At 68.5% G+C, this 15,188-nt stretch carries 11 protein-coding genes; 8 read left to right on the top strand and 3 right to left on the bottom strand.

Annotation, left to right across the window (positions count from 1 at the left end):
• Complete coding sequence (locus ACFU8W_RS44365; RefSeq protein ID WP_384050585.1) at window positions 1–768, bottom strand: SDR family NAD(P)-dependent oxidoreductase; 768 nt, start codon at window positions 766–768, stop codon at window positions 1–3.
• Between the two features lie 397 nt (window positions 769–1,165).
• Here ACFU8W_RS44365 and ACFU8W_RS44360 point away from each other — a divergent pair, with 397 nt between their 5' ends.
• The 5 genes from ACFU8W_RS44360 (at window position 1,166) to ACFU8W_RS44340 (ending at window position 8,844) form a co-directional block, all read left to right on the top strand.
• On the top strand, window positions 1,166–2,209 hold the full coding sequence (locus ACFU8W_RS44360) for a substrate-binding domain-containing protein (RefSeq protein WP_384050582.1): 1,044 nt from the start codon (window positions 1,166–1,168) through the stop codon (window positions 2,207–2,209).
• Between the two features lie 104 nt (window positions 2,210–2,313).
• The gene (locus tag ACFU8W_RS44355; protein WP_384050579.1) at window positions 2,314–3,909 is read left to right on the top strand and encodes a sugar ABC transporter ATP-binding protein; all 1,596 of its coding nucleotides are present in this window, start codon (window positions 2,314–2,316) and stop codon (window positions 3,907–3,909) included.
• Window positions 3,906–4,937 carry an ABC transporter permease gene (locus ACFU8W_RS44350; RefSeq protein WP_384050576.1) on the top strand — a complete coding sequence of 344 codons (1,032 nt, stop codon included), beginning with the start codon at window positions 3,906–3,908 and terminating at the stop codon, window positions 4,935–4,937. Before ACFU8W_RS44355 ends, ACFU8W_RS44350 begins: the two co-directional genes overlap by 4 nt.
• A gap of 68 nt (window positions 4,938–5,005) precedes the next feature.
• Window positions 5,006–7,834, top strand: coding sequence for a DUF1349 domain-containing protein (locus ACFU8W_RS44345; RefSeq protein WP_384050573.1), 2,829 nt, complete (start codon window positions 5,006–5,008; stop codon window positions 7,832–7,834).
• A 488-nt stretch (window positions 7,835–8,322) separates the two neighbouring features.
• The gene (locus tag ACFU8W_RS44340; RefSeq protein WP_384050570.1) at window positions 8,323–8,844 is read left to right on the top strand and encodes an integrase core domain-containing protein; all 522 of its coding nucleotides are present in this window, start codon (window positions 8,323–8,325) and stop codon (window positions 8,842–8,844) included.
• 46 nt (window positions 8,845–8,890) lie between these two features.
• Here the strand turns inward: ACFU8W_RS44340 and ACFU8W_RS44335 are convergent, their stop codons facing one another.
• Window positions 8,891–11,044 carry an alpha-galactosidase gene (locus ACFU8W_RS44335; protein ID WP_384050567.1) on the bottom strand — a complete coding sequence of 718 codons (2,154 nt, stop codon included), beginning with the start codon at window positions 11,042–11,044 and terminating at the stop codon, window positions 8,891–8,893.
• 33 nt (window positions 11,045–11,077) lie between these two features.
• Entirely contained in the window at window positions 11,078–12,301 is a 1,224-nt protein-coding gene (locus ACFU8W_RS44330) for an ROK family protein (RefSeq protein WP_384050564.1), read from the bottom strand.
• A 228-nt stretch (window positions 12,302–12,529) separates the two neighbouring features.
• Between ACFU8W_RS44330 and ACFU8W_RS44325 the strand changes: the two genes are divergently transcribed.
• The 3 genes from ACFU8W_RS44325 to ACFU8W_RS44315 form a co-directional block, all read left to right on the top strand.
• Window positions 12,530–13,702 (top strand): ABC transporter substrate-binding protein, encoded by a 1,173-nt coding sequence (locus ACFU8W_RS44325; RefSeq protein WP_384050561.1) that lies wholly within the window; start codon window positions 12,530–12,532, stop codon window positions 13,700–13,702.
• A 185-nt stretch (window positions 13,703–13,887) separates the two neighbouring features.
• Window positions 13,888–14,697, top strand: a complete 810-nt coding sequence (locus ACFU8W_RS44320) for a carbohydrate ABC transporter permease (protein WP_384050651.1) — start codon at window positions 13,888–13,890, stop codon at window positions 14,695–14,697.
• The coding region (locus tag ACFU8W_RS44315; RefSeq protein ID WP_384050557.1) for a carbohydrate ABC transporter permease at window positions 14,694–15,188 on the top strand (495 nt) is incomplete at its 3' end. The genes ACFU8W_RS44320 and ACFU8W_RS44315, both read left to right, overlap by 4 nt.

The following is a 15,188-nucleotide window of genomic DNA, read 5'->3' as shown; positions in this document are numbered from 1 at the left end:
TCACGAGGAAGTTTTGACGACGGACCAGCCGCCGTCCACCACGAGGGACGTGCCGGTGACGTACGAGGCGTCGGCCGACGCCAGGAAGGCGACCGCGGACGCGACCTCCTCGGGCCTGCCGAAGCGTTTGGCCACCGTCTCGGCCACGCTGTCGGCCCGCCCGGCCTCATCCACGCGGTCCCAGGCTGCGGTCATGATCGGGCCCGGCAGGACGGTGTTGACCCGTACCTGAGGCCCGTACTCGACGGCCAGTTGCCGCCCCAGAGCCACCAGCGCTCCCTTGGCGGCGGCGTAGGCGGGATGCCCCGGCAGACCGATCAGCGCGTGGACGGAGGAGGTGAGGACCACCGAGCCGTGGCTGTCGCGCAGCGCGGGGGCGAAGGCGCGCACGCCGAGCCAGGCGGCCTTGAGCGTGACCGCCAGCTGGCCGTCCCACTCCGGCTCGGTCAGCTCGTGGGCGGCCTTGACGACCACGGAGTAGGCGTTGCTGTGCAGCACGTCCAGCCGGTTGTAGCGGTCCGCCACATGCGCGGCGAGGTTGTCCCACATCCCCGCCGACGTCACGTCGCCGTGCCGGTACTCGGCCCGGCCGCCCTGTTCGGTGATCGCCGCTACCGTCTCCTGGCCCGCGGCGTCGTTGATGTCCACGACGACCACCGCCGCACCCTCTGCCGCCAGCCGTTGTGCCGTCGCGGCGCCGATCCCGGCGGCCCCGCCGGTGATCACCGCCACCCGGTCCTGGAATCGGAGGCGCGTCTGCTCTGTCATGCGGCACACCGTACCTCTGGACATTAATTATGCAAATACCTTGACAGGGGGTCAGGCCGAGCCCAGGATTCGGCAGGACGACGCGGGAGAAGGTGGCGCGGCGCACGGCCCCCGCGGACCCGTGCCGCCGACTCGGGCTTCCGGTGGGGGTGTTGCGGTGCGCACGATGCGCAGGACTGCACCGACACCGTGAGCACACGACCGAGCTCCGGACGCGGTCGACGAGGCCGCCATGGGCTCCGACGCGTCGAGTCACATGACCAGCCCGGGCCGCGCGCCTCGACCGTGCCACCGCACCACTCTCACCCACGGCACGGACCGTGGCCAACGCCCCGGCCGGAGCCCAGTGCCCCGGTCCGCTTACCTGAGTTCCGAACTCTCCCTCAATGGAGCCGACATGTTCACCACACACCAAAGCCGGAACATCGCCGCCGCTACCGGCCTGCTGCTCACCCTCGGCCTGAGCACCGCTTGTTCCTCCGGCAAGGAGGCGGGAGGAGAGGACTCGACGGCCAGGGCAGGGGGCAAGATCTCTCTCACCTACCTGCAGAAGCAGGGCGACCAGGAGTACTTCGTCGGCGAGGCGGCGGGAGCCAAGGCGAAGGCGAAGGTGCTGGGCATCGACCTGAAGGTCGTCAACCTGGGCAACGACGCCAACAAGACGGTGAGCGAGGTGCAGTCAGCCGTCGCGCAGAAGGCCAACGGCGTGATCATCGTCGTGCCGGACCCGGCCGTCGGTCCCCAGGTGGTGCAGACCGCGCGGGACGGCAAGGTCGCCCTGCTGACCTCGGACGACCAGATCTGCACCACCGGTCCCGACCCGGTCGCCTGCGGCAAGGGCGACCTTGTTCCGCGCATCGGTTTCAGCGGTCAGCAGATGGGTGAACAGGTCGGTAAGCGGGCGGCGGAGGAGTTCGACAAGGCGGGCTGGAAGGCCGCCGATACCCGTGTCGTCTCGGCGTGGAAGCAGGACGTGACGGTCTGCGGCGACCGGGTCGCCGCCGCCAAGAAGACCTTCGGCGCGGCCGTGCCGGGTGTGAAGGCCCTCGACGTGCCCACCGACAACACCCCGACCGGCGCCCAGGACAAGATCGCGGCGACGATCACCGCCAACGCGGGCGTGAAGAACTGGGTCGTGTGGGGCTGCAACGACGAGAACGTCATGGGCGGGGTCACCGCACTGCAGAACGCAGGCATCGGCCCGGACCACGTCATCGGTGTCGGTCTGGGCGCGTACCTGGCCTGCAAGGAGTGGCAGGCGGACAAGCCCAGCGGAATGAAGGCCGCGCTGTTCATCAACGGCAAGGACGTCGGTGCGCTGGCCGTGCAGACGATGTACGACAAGCTCAAGAACGGCAAAGACTTCCCGCAGGAGGCCTTCGCCCCCACGACCATGGTCGACGCCTCCAACTGGCAGAAGTCCGGCGTCAACTGCGGCTGACGCCGCGTCTGGCCGGCTACCGCGGGACAAAGGCCGCAGACGGCCCGCTGCATCCCGCCGCTCCGAACACCGACCTGCACGACACCTTTGAGGTGAACCGATACATGACCAGTCCTCGCAAGAACACGGCTCGAACAGGCCCGGCGGGCGAGGAACCCGAGCTGGGGACCCCGAACGGTTCCGTCGGCGTCGCGGCGCTCACGAAGCGCTTCGGCGCTGTGCAGGCGCTCGGCGGTGTGACGCTCGAATTCCCCTGCGGTCAGGTGACCGCGCTGATGGGTGAGAACGGGGCGGGAAAGTCCACTCTCCTGAAGATCCTCACCGGCGACCATCAGCCCACCGAGGGGCACGTGCTGATCGATGGCGAACGCGTGCTGCTGGGCTCACCGGCCGACGCACGTGCTGCAGGGATCCGCATCATCCCGCAGGAGCCGGAGATCATCCCGCACATCTCCGTCGCGGAGAACGTCTACGCGGGCGCCCTGCCCCGCAAGGCCGGGCGGCTTCTGGACCGCGCGGAGCTGCACCGCCGGATCGAGAGCGACCTTCAGCGACTCGGCTTCGCCGACGTGCTCGACCCGGACCTCCTGGGTACGCAACTCACGCCAGCACAGCGTCAGTTGGTGGAGATCATGCGGGCCCTGACGGGCACCGTCCCGGCGCGGGTTATCGCCTTCGACGAGCCCACCTCATCCCTGTCGGAACACGAGGTGGAGGCGCTGTTCGCACTCATCCGGCGGCTGCGCGGGCAGGGCATCGCCATCGTCTACGTCTCGCACCGCATGCAAGAGATCTTCCGGCTCGCCGACCGGATCGCCGTACTGCGCGACGGCAACCTGGTCGGCGTTCAGCAGGCGAGCACCACCAATGAGGGCGAACTGGTGCGCCTCATGGTCGGCCGGGACCTGTCGAGCATGTTCGTCCGGCAGAAGGTCGCCACCGACCGTCTCGTGCTCGACGTCAACAACCTCACGACCGACGACGTCACAGACATCTCGTTGCGGGTCCATGCGGGGGAGGTGGTGGGGCTGGCCGGGCTGATCGGCGCGGGCCGCTCGGAGCTGGCCCTGGCGCTCGCCGGCGACCTGCCCATCCACAGCGGCACCGCCACCCTCGACGGCAAGGCGCTGCGCGCCGGCGACCCCGGCGCCGTCATCCGCGCCGGTCTCGGGCTCGCGCCCGAGGAACGCAAGGCGCAGGCACTGTTCCTGCAGCAGTCGATCCGGGAGAACACCTCCCTGGTGGTCCTGGACCGGTTGCGGCGCCTGAGGTTCGTCAGGCGGTCCGCGGAGCGGGAACTCGCCCAGCAGTACACCGACCGGTTGCGCGTACGTACCCCTTCCATCAACCACGAGGTCCGCAAGCTGTCCGGCGGCAACCAGCAGAAGGTCGTCCTGGCCCGCTGGCTGGCCCGCAAGCCCAAGGTGCTGATCCTCGACGAGCCGACGCGTGGCATCGACGTTGGTGCCAAGGCCGAGATCTACCAGATCATCGCCGACCTCGCCGCCGAGGGCGTCGCCCTCCTCGTGATCTCCTCCGAACTCCCCGAACTCCTCGGTCTCGCGGACCGGGTCATCGTGATGCAGGGCGGCCGGATCACCGGGGAACTCGACCATCACGACGCTACCGAAGAATCCATCCTCGCCCTCGCCATGGCCGACGACATCGTCGACGCCGGCGCCTCTGGAGCAACCTCATGACGACCACGACGACTTCCACGGTACTGAAGGGAAGCCCTGAGAACCCGCGGCCCGCTGGGCCGAAGCGGTTCGCCGGCCTCGGCGGGCAGAACATCAGCCTCATCGGTGCTCTGGCCTTCGTGCTGATCCTGTTCGGAATCCTCAACAGCAACTACCTCAGCTGGTCGAACATGCAGGTGATCGCCGAGGCCGCCACCATCACCGGCCTGCTGGCGATTGTGCAGACCGTCGTGATCATCTGTGGCGGGCTGGACATCTCCGTCGGTTCCCAGGCAGGCGTGGCGTCCGTGGTCAGTGCCATGGTCTTCACCTCGGCCGGTTCCAACGCCTTCGTCGGCATGCTTGCCGCGGTCGGCGTCGGTCTCCTCATTGGGGTCCTGAACGGTCTGGTCATCGTCTACGGCAGGGTCAACCCCACCATCGCCACACTCGCCGGGCTCGCGGCCTACAAGGGTCTCGCCCAGCTTCTGTCCGACGGCCGGGCCCAGGGGTACGTGTTCAACAACGACGTCTTCATCTTCCTCGGCCGCGGCAAGATCGCCGGCCTGCCCGTCATGGTCTGGATCCTCGTCGTCGTCGCGGCGGCCGTGCACCTCCTGCTCAAGTACACCGACATCGGGCGCAACGTCTACGCCATCGGCGGCAACGACACCGCGGCCCGCCTTGCCGGCATCAACATCAACAAGTACCTGATCGCCGTCTACGCCCTCATCGGCATCGTCGCCGCCATCGCGGGCATCCTCCTGACCGCCCGCACGGGGTCCGGTCAGCCCACCTCCGGCAGCGAGGGCCTGGAACTGAAGGCGATCACCGCCGCCGCGCTCGGTGGCGCCGCGCTGAAGGGCGGCAAGGGCGGCATCGGCGGCACCCTCCTGGCCGTGGCTCTCCTCGGCTGCCTCGAGAACGGACTCACCGTCCAGGGCATCAACAGCTTCTGGCAGAACGTCGCCCAGGGCGCGCTCCTGGTCATCGCCGTCGTCATTCAGCAACGCCGCAGCGGCGAGCGCCCCGTCGGACTGCCGCACTGACCACCGCATCACCGGATTCCACGACTGACCCCGCACGTCAGTCGCCCCTACCCAGAGATGAGGTCTCGATGACAGACACCACCACGGCCGCGGCGGGCAGAGTACCGCGCGGTGCGCACCGTCGCCCACGCACTGCCGTACTGGCAGCGGCCTTCCTGCTCTTGCTCTGCGCACCTGTCCCGATCGCGGCGGCCGCGTCGGACGGCGCCGCCGAGACGGTCGTCGACGTCACCGACTTCGGCGCCGATCCGACCGGCAAGCAGGACAGCGCCGCGGCCGTCGCCCAAGCGATGCGGCACGCCAAGACCCTGAGTGGCCCGACGCGGATCCTGTTCCCGCACGGCACTTACCAGCTGTATCCGGAGCAGGCCGAGACCCGGGAGCTCTATCTCTCCAACACCGTGGGCGCGAACCAGACCTACCGTGACAAACGGATCGGCATTCTGATCGAGGACATGCATGACGTCACCATCGACGGCGACGGCTCGCACCTGCAGTTCCACGGGCTGATGAGCACGTTCGTGGCGATCCGTTCGCGGAATGTGGCCGTCACCGACTTCAGCTTCGATGTCACCGCGCCCAAGGTGGTCGATGCCAAGGTCACCGAGGCCGGCGTGTCGAACGGGCACGCGTACCGCGTGCTGTCCGTCCCGCCAACCAACGGCTTCTCGGTGGCCAACAACCATGTCACCTGGCTCGGCGAGACGAGCCCGGCCACCGGCCTGCCGTACTGGTCGGGCGTCGACAAGATGCGCTACAGCCAGACTTATGACCCGGCGGCCCAGCGCACCTGGCGCGGCGCCAATCCGTTGTTCAACAACGTGTCCGCGATGAGCGACCTCGGCGGGCAGAAGCTGCGCATCGAGTACTCCACCGCCACCGCACCGGGCGATCGCGGGCTCGTTTACCAGATGCGTGAAGACACCCGGGACACGGCATCGGCCGTGTTCTGGGAGTCGAAGAACATCACCGTGCGCGGTCTCAAGGCCCGTTACCTGCACGGCTTCGGCTTCCTCGGGCAGCTCAGCAAGAACATCACCCTCGACGGCAACGAGTTCCGCACCGATCCGGCCTCCGGGCGCAGCACGGCCGGATTCGCGGACTTCGTACAGATGTCCGGAATCTCGGGCCAGGTGAAGGTCACCGGGAACGTCTTCGACGGCGCGCACGACGACGCGATCAACATCCACGGCACCTACGTCGAGGTCACCTCGCGGCCCGCCGACAAGAAGGTGCTCACCCTCGCCTACAAGCACCCGCAGACAGCCGGTTTCCCCCAGTTCCACCCCCGTGACTCGGTCGAGATCGTGGACAAGCGCACCATGGCGCCGGTGCCGGGTGTGACCGCGAAAGTCGTGTCGGTGGACGGCCCTTCCGGCACTGACCACGACAAATCCCTGACCAGCATGACGGTCACGTTCGACAAGGCGATACCCGACACGGTGACGGCCGGGAACTTTGTCGTCGAGAACACCACGTACACCCCCACGGTCGACATCAGCGGCAACATCTTCCGCAACATCCCCACCCGAGGTGTCCTGGTCACCAGCCGCAAGCCGGTCGTGATCAAGGACAACCTCTTCGACGGCATGCAGATGTCCAGCATCTTCATCTCCTCCGACGCTTACCAGTGGTACGAATCCGGACCCGTCAATGACGTCCTGATCAGCCACAACACCTTCAGGAGGCCCGTCGGCCCGGTGATCCTCGTCGAGCCCACCAACCAGGTCGTCGATGCCGCCACGCCGGTGCACCACAACATCCGCGTGGAGGACAACACCTTCCAGACCGGCGACGTGAAGCTGCTCGACGCCAAGAGCGTCAGCGGCATCACCTTCGCGCGCAACGACGTCTCCCGACTCGACCGGGAGTCCACCTTCACCGCCCAGGCGAAGAACCCCTGCCCGGCGCCCGGCACCACCACGGAGGTGCGTGCCACCGCCACCACCTCGACGTACTCCACCCCGCTGTTCAGCTACCGGGGCTCGTCCGGCGCCTCGATCAACGGCAACAACTTCGACAACGGCCTCAACCTGCGCGCCGATCTGAACGCCACCGACACTGCGCAGGTCACGAGCGACGAGGTGGTCCAGGGCGCCGACCACATCCTCCCGCTGCTCCCGTCGACGACCTGGGCCAGCAGCGACACCGAGGTCGCCACTGTCGACGGGAGCGGGAAGGTCACCGCGAAGGCGGCCGGCGCAGTCACCCTCACCCCGAGCGCGCCCAGCCAGCTCGGGAGCGTCACCGGCGTTCCGGTCACCCTGCACATCGGAGGGGACCCCTCCTCGTCCGACTGCGCCAAGCCCCTGACCCTGAACACCGACGACTGGTCGGTCGTGCGGGACCAGCCCGACCACCGCGCCGTGCGACCGACGGACACCTTGGCGCTGACGCCCACCGGCCACGGATTCCTGTGGGCCGGACAGAACAGCGCCCGCAATGTCCTCCTCACCGGTGCCGGTAACGGCACGGGCACCACGACGGTGAAGATGACCGGACGTACCACCCGCGGTTACATGGAGGCCGGGCTCATCCTCTACCGCGGCGACAACGACTACATCGCCCTCCAGCGCAAGCACAACCAGGGCGCACCGACCCTCACCATCTCGACCGAACACAGCGGGTCCCCGGCGGAGCCGGTCCGTATCCCCGATCCCGCTCAGGAGGACGTCTGGCTCCGACTGCAGCGCACCGGCCCGAGCGTGACCGCTTCGTACTCCCTCGACGGCACGACCTTCACCGCTGTCGGCGGGCCGCTCGACGCGTCCTGGCTCGGCGATGCCCGCTTCGGTGTACTGGCCGAGGCCGAGAACAGCTCTGCCGCGGACACGCCGTTCCTCTTCAGCGGATTCACCGCCGGGGACGTCAAGGTCCGGTTCGCTTCGGAATGGTGACCCGTCGCCTTCCCGCGCGCGACGCCGAACGATGAAGCACCGGCGGCCTTCGGATCCGAAGGCCGCCGGTGTCCGTGCCGGGTCAGTGCGACGGTGCCCTGTGGAAGTCGAACAGGTCCCGGTCCGTGTGGTCCTGTGGAGCGTCACGTAATTCCCCACCAGTAGCGTCAAACTTGCCCGCCCAAGCGTTCGAGCCTGAGGCGTTGACCGCGCTTCACAGAGAGCCCGAGGTCGGCAGGCCCTGGCTGCATCGACGGCGGTGTCGCTGTGCCTGTGCTCTCGCCGTTCGCTCCGGTCGGGCAGGGGCGTCCGCGCGGTCGACCAGACAGACAGAGGGACCCCTAGTGAACCAGTCGCGGTGCCAGGTGGCCGGGGCGTCGGTCCCGGCCAACAGCAGGGCGTTGCTATGGTGCAGCGACTCAAGGACGGTTGGTATCGGTGCCGTTGGTGTCCTGCGGGCGGAATCCCGGTGCGGGAGAAGTCACGCAGTGAGGCGAGAACAGTACTGGCTGGACAGGGACCCCGTCAGCCGCCGGATCGGCAACCTGGGCACCACCGCGCACCCCACTGCGGGCTGGGTGACCCAGGCGGTCAAGAGCCTCGTCATGGATCTTGAGGACGTGGGCGCGCACGCCGCCCGCCTGATCCGCGACCGCGACGCGAAGCACCCCGCTCTGATTGACAAGATCCTCGCCTACGCCCACATCCAGAGCGTGTTCACCGGCGTCCGCATGCCAAGGACGAACTCGATCACGGAGAGATGGGTGCTCAGCCTCCGCCGCGAGCTCCTCGACCGCACACTCATCTGGAACGCTCACCACCTGCGTCATGCCCTGAGCGAGTACGAGCAGTTCTACAACGAGCACCGCACCCACCGCTCCCTGCAGGCAGCCGCGCCGCTGCGCGCACTCCCCGAAACCATCACCGACCCCAGGCAGATCGCTCGCCTCGATATACGCCGACACGATCGCCTCGGCGGAATGATCCACGAGTGCCAGCACGCCGCTTGACCTGCACGGACGTAATTCTCGGCACGCACACGTGTGCTCCGCCGGATCAGACGGCGCGCAGGTGGACAAGCGCCGCACTCTGGGGTGCCCGCGCAGGGCCCGGCAGCCCCAGTGCTCCCAGCGCGGCGCCGGAGGCCTGGATGCCCGTGACATCCCAGGTCACCGACGGGTCGGTTGGAGTGACGAGCGAGGCGCGGTAGGTCTGGTCCGGGTCGAGTCCCGGGATGCGGAGCCGTGGTGGCACGGGCACCATCTCGTCGAGCTGGGCGTAGGAGAAGAGCGCCTCTGAGCGGTCCCGGGCGACCACTCCATGCGCAAGCAGACCGTCGGGCAGTTCGACGCGCGTCAGCCGCCCCGTGTGCAGGAGCGTGCGGTGCCGCTTGTAGAGGCCGATCCAGCACGCGAGGCGGTCCAGTTCGGGGGCCGCCACTTTCGTGAGGTCCCACTGTACGCCGAACTGGCCGAAGAAGGCCGTGGCCGCGCGGAGGTCCAGAGTGCTGGTCCGGCCGGTCTGGTGGGAGACCGGCGCGGCGACATGAGCGCCCAGGTACTCCAGCGGAGCGAGCTGGGCGGTCCAGTGCTGGATCGGCTGGCGCGACAGCGGATCGGTGACGTCCGAGGTCCAAGTGCTCTGGACCCGCTGGAGCACGTCCAGGTCGATCCTGCCGCCTCCCGAGGCACAGCTCTCCCACGAGATGCCGGGATGGCGGCGAGCCAGCTCGTCGAGGAGCTCGCGGAAGGCAAGGGTCTGCAGCCGTGACGCGGGCCGGCCGGAGCCTCGCGAGTCACCGCCGTCGATATGGTCGCGGTTGTGGTCCCACTTGACGAAGTCGATCCGGTGCGCCGCCGCAAGGCGGCCGAATGCGTCGACCAGGTGTGCCCGCACCTCCTCCCGGCTGAGGTCGAGCAGGTAGCAGTTGCGTTCCAGCACGGGCGACCGGTCGCCCGTGCGCAGGATCCAGTCAGGGTGGTCGCGGTAGACCGCGGAGTTCGGGTTGACCGCCTCCGGCTCCCACCAGAGCCCGAACTCCATCCCCTTTTCGTGTACCCGGTCCACAAGCGGTGCCAGCCCGTCCGGCCACACCGCCGGGTCCGGGGTCCAGTCGCCCAGGCCGTCGTCGAGGGAGGTGCGGCCCGCGAACCACCCGTCGTCGAGCACGAAACGCTCGGCGCCCAGCCTGGCCGAGATGTCGGCCAGCGCGATCAGTGTGTCGAGGTCTTGGTCGAGGTAGACCGCCTCCCACGGGTTGAACATGACGGGTGCGGGCTGGGGCGGATGGGCCGCGAGTGTTCGGACGTACTGATGGGTCGCGTCGGCCAGGCCGTCGAGCCCGCGCGCGGACGCGGTCACGTGCACCCAGGGCGTCGCGTACGTTTCGCCCTCAGCGAGCACCAACTCGCCCGGGTGCAGCAACTCGCCGGCCCTGACGACGGCGGTGCCGGAGCTGAGTTGCTCGACGGCATACCGGTGGTTGCCGCTCCAGGCGAGGTGGACACCGAGCACCTCACCGTAGCCGTAGCCGAAGCCAGGGGTACCGACCACGATCAGACCGGTGCCGTCGAGGCTGCGCATGCCGCGGCGGTGCTCCCGGACCCATTGCCCGTCCGCGAGAGCACGGCGCTGGGGCTGCCGCTCGCGGGCCCATCGCCCGGTGAAGTCGAGGATCTCGCCCGCGCCGGTCGGAACGGGGATGACCACGTCGAGCGCGTCGACCACGTAGGGACCGGTGCCGGCGTTGGTCAGCAGGTGCCTGAGGCGGAGCCCTCCCCCCGGGACGGCTTCGGCCTCGAAGCACAGTCCGAGTCCCGCTGCCTCGTCGGTGGCCTGGACCACGAGCGAGCCGCCGGCACACCCCACCGAGCCGGGACCGAACGCGGTGGACCAGTCGCTCCCGGGGCCTTCGGGACCCACCCGGTGGCCGAGCAGCGCAGGCCGTCCCAGGTAGCCGCGCGCGTGCTCCGGGAACACGCTGACCGGTGAGCCGGTCAGCCAGGAGTTCCAGGCCGTGGTCTCGACCGAGGCGGGGATCGTCAGGGACCGGACGTCCGTCGCTGCCAGGGAAAGTCCCATCCACCCGATGTCGGGCAGGCCGTCCGCTCGTGGCAGCAGGACCATCGTCGTGGTCTCGGTCCCGCTGAGGCCGGAGAGGGACACGGGGGCGATGGGCGCGGGCACGGCGACGCGTCCGGGCTCAATCATTCGGTGACTCCTGGTTCGGTGAGAGGGGGCGGATCAGGCCTGCACGGTGAGCAGGCGCGCCTTGAGATCGTCGAGGGCCAGCCGGGCGGCGCCGAGGGCGACGGACTCGTCGCCGAGCAGAGACACGCGGAACTCGGGCGAGTCGAGTGAGGTTGCGGCCAGGTGCCGCTCGAACGGACCGGCGAGCACGTCCCCCGCGCGGGACAGACCGCCGCCGAGCACGACGAGGTCGGGGTCGACGGCGTGGACCAGGATGGAGGCGCCCAGCGCGAGGGCCTCGGCGACGCGGTCGACGGTGCGCACCGCAGTGCGGTCCCCGTTCGCGGCGGCTTCGAAGAGCGCCCGGACGTCGTCGCTGGTGGACTCCTCGGCGGTCGAGCCCGCGAGCTTGCGGCTCTCGCGGTCGAGCTGCGCCATCGCGTCGGCCCACCCCAGGATCTTCATGGAACCGACGGACGCCGCCAGACCGCGGCGTCCGTTGTGGATCTGCCCGTTGATGACGATCGCGGCCCCGAGTCGGCGGCCGGCGTGCATGTAGACGAGGTCGCGTGCCTCGGCGGCGGCGCCCCGCCACTGCTCGGCCGCCGCCGCGAGGTGGATGTCGTTCGAGATCAGCACGTCGCGCTTGAAGCGCCCCGATACCTCCGCGACCACGTCGATCTTGTCGAATCCCGGGAGGGAATAGACGTCGAGGTCCCGGCCCGCAGGAAGAGTGCGGATGTCATTGGCCTCCGAGCCGTTGGCGGTCACGCCGGTGATACCGCAGGCCACCGAACGGATCTGTTCCCAGCTCGTCCCGATCTGCCGGACGGTCGTCTCCGCCAGCCGTGCCGCGGCCCCGATGCGCCCGGCCGGTCCGAGGCCGGAGTCGACGCTGCGTCTGCGCATCGCCACGACGTTCCCGCGCAGGTCGCAGATGGCCACGGCCACCTTGTGGGCGCCGATGTCCACTCCGGCGACGGCGTAGTTCTCGGCCACGACCTCGTAGCGCCGGGCCGGCCGTCCCGCGGAGCGCTCGCCTTCCGGACGACCGAGCACCTCGCGGACGAAGCCCTCGGTCAGCAGCGTCGCCACCAGTTCCTCGGCGGTAGGGCGGGAGACTCCGACGGTCGAACGCACGTCGCTGACCGTCAGCGACGCCGTATCGACGAACGCCCGCATCGTGGCTGCGAGGTTGAGCTTGCGCAACAGGTGCGCATCGCCCGCACGGCCGGAGGGGGCCGCACTGTGCTGGGTTTGACGTGTGTCTTGACTCACAGCCTCACGCTATCTACATTGGCGCCCCGACAGCAATATTGACAAGAAACTTACTTATATAAATTCTGGTCGAGCGACTTCCCCCCAGGTGGTTTTGACCGGCAAGGAAGGCGGGTCTCGATGGGTAAACGGACGAACTGTGTCGTGATTGCCACGGCGCTGGGCCTCGTCGCGCTGACAGGCTGTGCCGTCGGGGGTGGGAGCGGGGGTGGGAAAGAGGGCGGTGGCGTGACGTTGAGCCTGCTCACCTTCGAGACCCCCAACCTCACCGCCGCGTACTGGGACGACATCATCGCCAGGACCAGCGCCAAGGTGCCGGGGGTGAAGATCAAGAAACTCGTGGCGCCGAGCGCCGAGCAGCGCAATGAGTACGCGCGTCAGCTCGACTCGACCGGTGCACTTCCCGACATCATGGTCGCGATCGACCCTGCCGGACTGGCGGAGGGCGGCAAGCTCGCTCAGTTCGGCAAAGAGGAGCTGGCGGACTGGGCCAACCCGACCGCGAACAGCTTCAACGGCAAGATCTACCAGCTGCCCACCAACTCGCAGACCTGGCAGATCTACTACCGGAAGGCGGCCTTCGAGAAGGCGGGCATCGCCACTGCTCCGAAGAAGTGGGACGACCTGCTTGCCGCGGTCGGCAAGCTGAAGGCTGCGGGGATCAAGCCGTTCGTCATCGGCGGCGGTGCACCGGACGGCCTCGGCCCGCGATGGACCTTCGCCCAGCTGGTGGCCGACGAGGTCTACGCCAAGGATCCGAAGTGGCTCGACAAGCTGGTCGCGGGGAAGACCGACTTCAGCGACCCGCTGTTCGTCAACGCGGCGACCAAGATGAAGGCACTGGCGGGCAAGGAGAACGTCGACAACCTGTCGGCCACCTACGCACAGGCGCAGGAGGCGTTCCTCGCGGGCAAGGGCGCGATGTACCCGATGGGCTCGTGGTTCCCGGCGGCCCCGGACAAGGCGCAGCAGAAGCAGATCGGCGTCTTCCCCATGCCCACGCAGGACGGCTCGCTCGTCGTGCCCACGTACACCGGCGGCGGGCTGTCGGTGAGTGCCAAGGCCGCCGACGTCGCCAAGGCCAAGAAGTGGGCCATCGAGTTCTCCAAGCTGAACGCCGACGGCGGGGCGAGGTACGACGGCTTGTTCGTCGCTCTCAAGGGCTACAAGCCGCCGGCCGGCCTGCCGCCGCTGTACAACACGACCCTCGGCCTCTACAACACGGCCCAGTCCAGCGGAACCGTGACTCCGAGCTTCGGTAACGAGGGCGGCGTCCCGGCTCTGCCGTCGGGCTTCATACCCAAGGTCGACGCGGCACTGAACGATCTCCTCAACGGCCGCGCGGACGTGGGCAAGTTCGTCGCGACGCTGAACAAGCAGTTCAAGGAGTTCTCGAAGTGACGCATCCCCCGCGCCTCCGGACGGGGACAGTTGCCGCTGGAGGAGTCCCGCGGCCCGGTCGTCCGGAGCCCACCACGGCCTCGGCCGGGCGCACGGGTGGGCCGAGCAGGCGCCGCATCTGGACGTGGCCGTCGGTGGGAGCCTTCGCCGTCTTCGTCCTGCCGACCCTCACGGTCTTCACCGCGATGGTCCTGGCACCCATCCTCTGGACCCTCTACAGCGGGATGACCGATGAGCGCGCCACCCGCCCGAACACCTCGTTCGTCGGCCTGGACAACTACGGTTACCTCCTCGGGGACGAGGAATTCCGGCACTCCCTGTGGAACACCGTGGTGATCACGGTGATCGTGGTGCTGCTGACGAACCTGCTCGGTCTCGCGATCGCCCTGCTGCTCCGCCGGCAGGGTCGCCTCTACAGCCTGCTGCGCGGCGTCTACTTCACACCGGTGATCCTTTCCGCCGTGGTGGTGTCGGTGATCGGGCGCTCGATCCTGGCGGACGACGGCCTGCTGAACAGCACCCTCGTCTCGCTGGGAGTCAAGAGCCCGCCGGGCTGGCTCACGGATCCGTCGTACGCTATCTACTCCGTCTCCGGGATCATGGTCTGGCAGTTGCTCGGGTTTGCCGTCGTGGTCTACCTCGCCGGGCTCGCGGGGATCCCCGCCGAGCTCGAGGAGGCGGCGAGCCTCGACGGCGCCGGACCCTGGCAGCAGTTCCGCGTGATCACCTGGCCGATGCTCGCGCCCGCGTTGACGATCAACACCGTGATGCTGATGATCAGCGCGTTCAAGGTCTACGACCAGATCGCCGTGCTCACCAACGGCGGCCCCGGCACCGACGGAACGGCCACCGTCGCTTTCGAGGTGATCCGCACCGCCTTCTCCGAGCAACGCCCGGGAGTGGCGTCCGCGATGGCCGGGATCATGCTCGTCGTGGTGTCGATCGCGAGCGTGACCGCGCTCAAGCTCCTGCAACGACGAGAGGCGAACCTGTGAACTCCCGAGTGCCGTGGGTCCGCCCGCTGTTGGCCACTGGCGTGGCGGCTATCTTCTGTCTGCCGCTCTACGTGGCGCTGGTCAACGCCTTCAAAACCAGTGCCAAGGTCGTCGCATCGCCGCTCGCGCTCCCGGTTCCGCCGACCCTCGACAACATCGTGCAGGTGCTCCAGCGGCCTGACGGGCTGTTCTGGTACGGCCTCGTCAACTCCGTCATACTGACCGCCTTCTCGATCCTGATCACCACCGTGCTGGCCGCGATGTCGGCCTACCACCTCGTCCGGTCCGGCCGCTGGTGGAGCCGTGCCGTCCTCGGCGTCATGCTGACCGGCCTGATGATCCCGCCCGCAGTGATCATGCTTCCGATCACACGGATCCTCAACGCCATCGGCTTGTTGCACACGATGCCGGGCGCGGTGCTGGTCAACGTCGGGTACTACCTGCCGTTCGCGGTGCTCGTCTTCATGGGCTTCATCCGCTCGATCCCCCGC

This window comes from Streptomyces sp. NPDC057565 (assembly GCF_042801455.1).
GTDB lineage: Bacteria > Actinomycetota > Actinomycetes > Streptomycetales > Streptomycetaceae > Streptomyces > Streptomyces yanii.
This window is presented reverse-complemented; position numbering and strand designations above follow the sequence as displayed.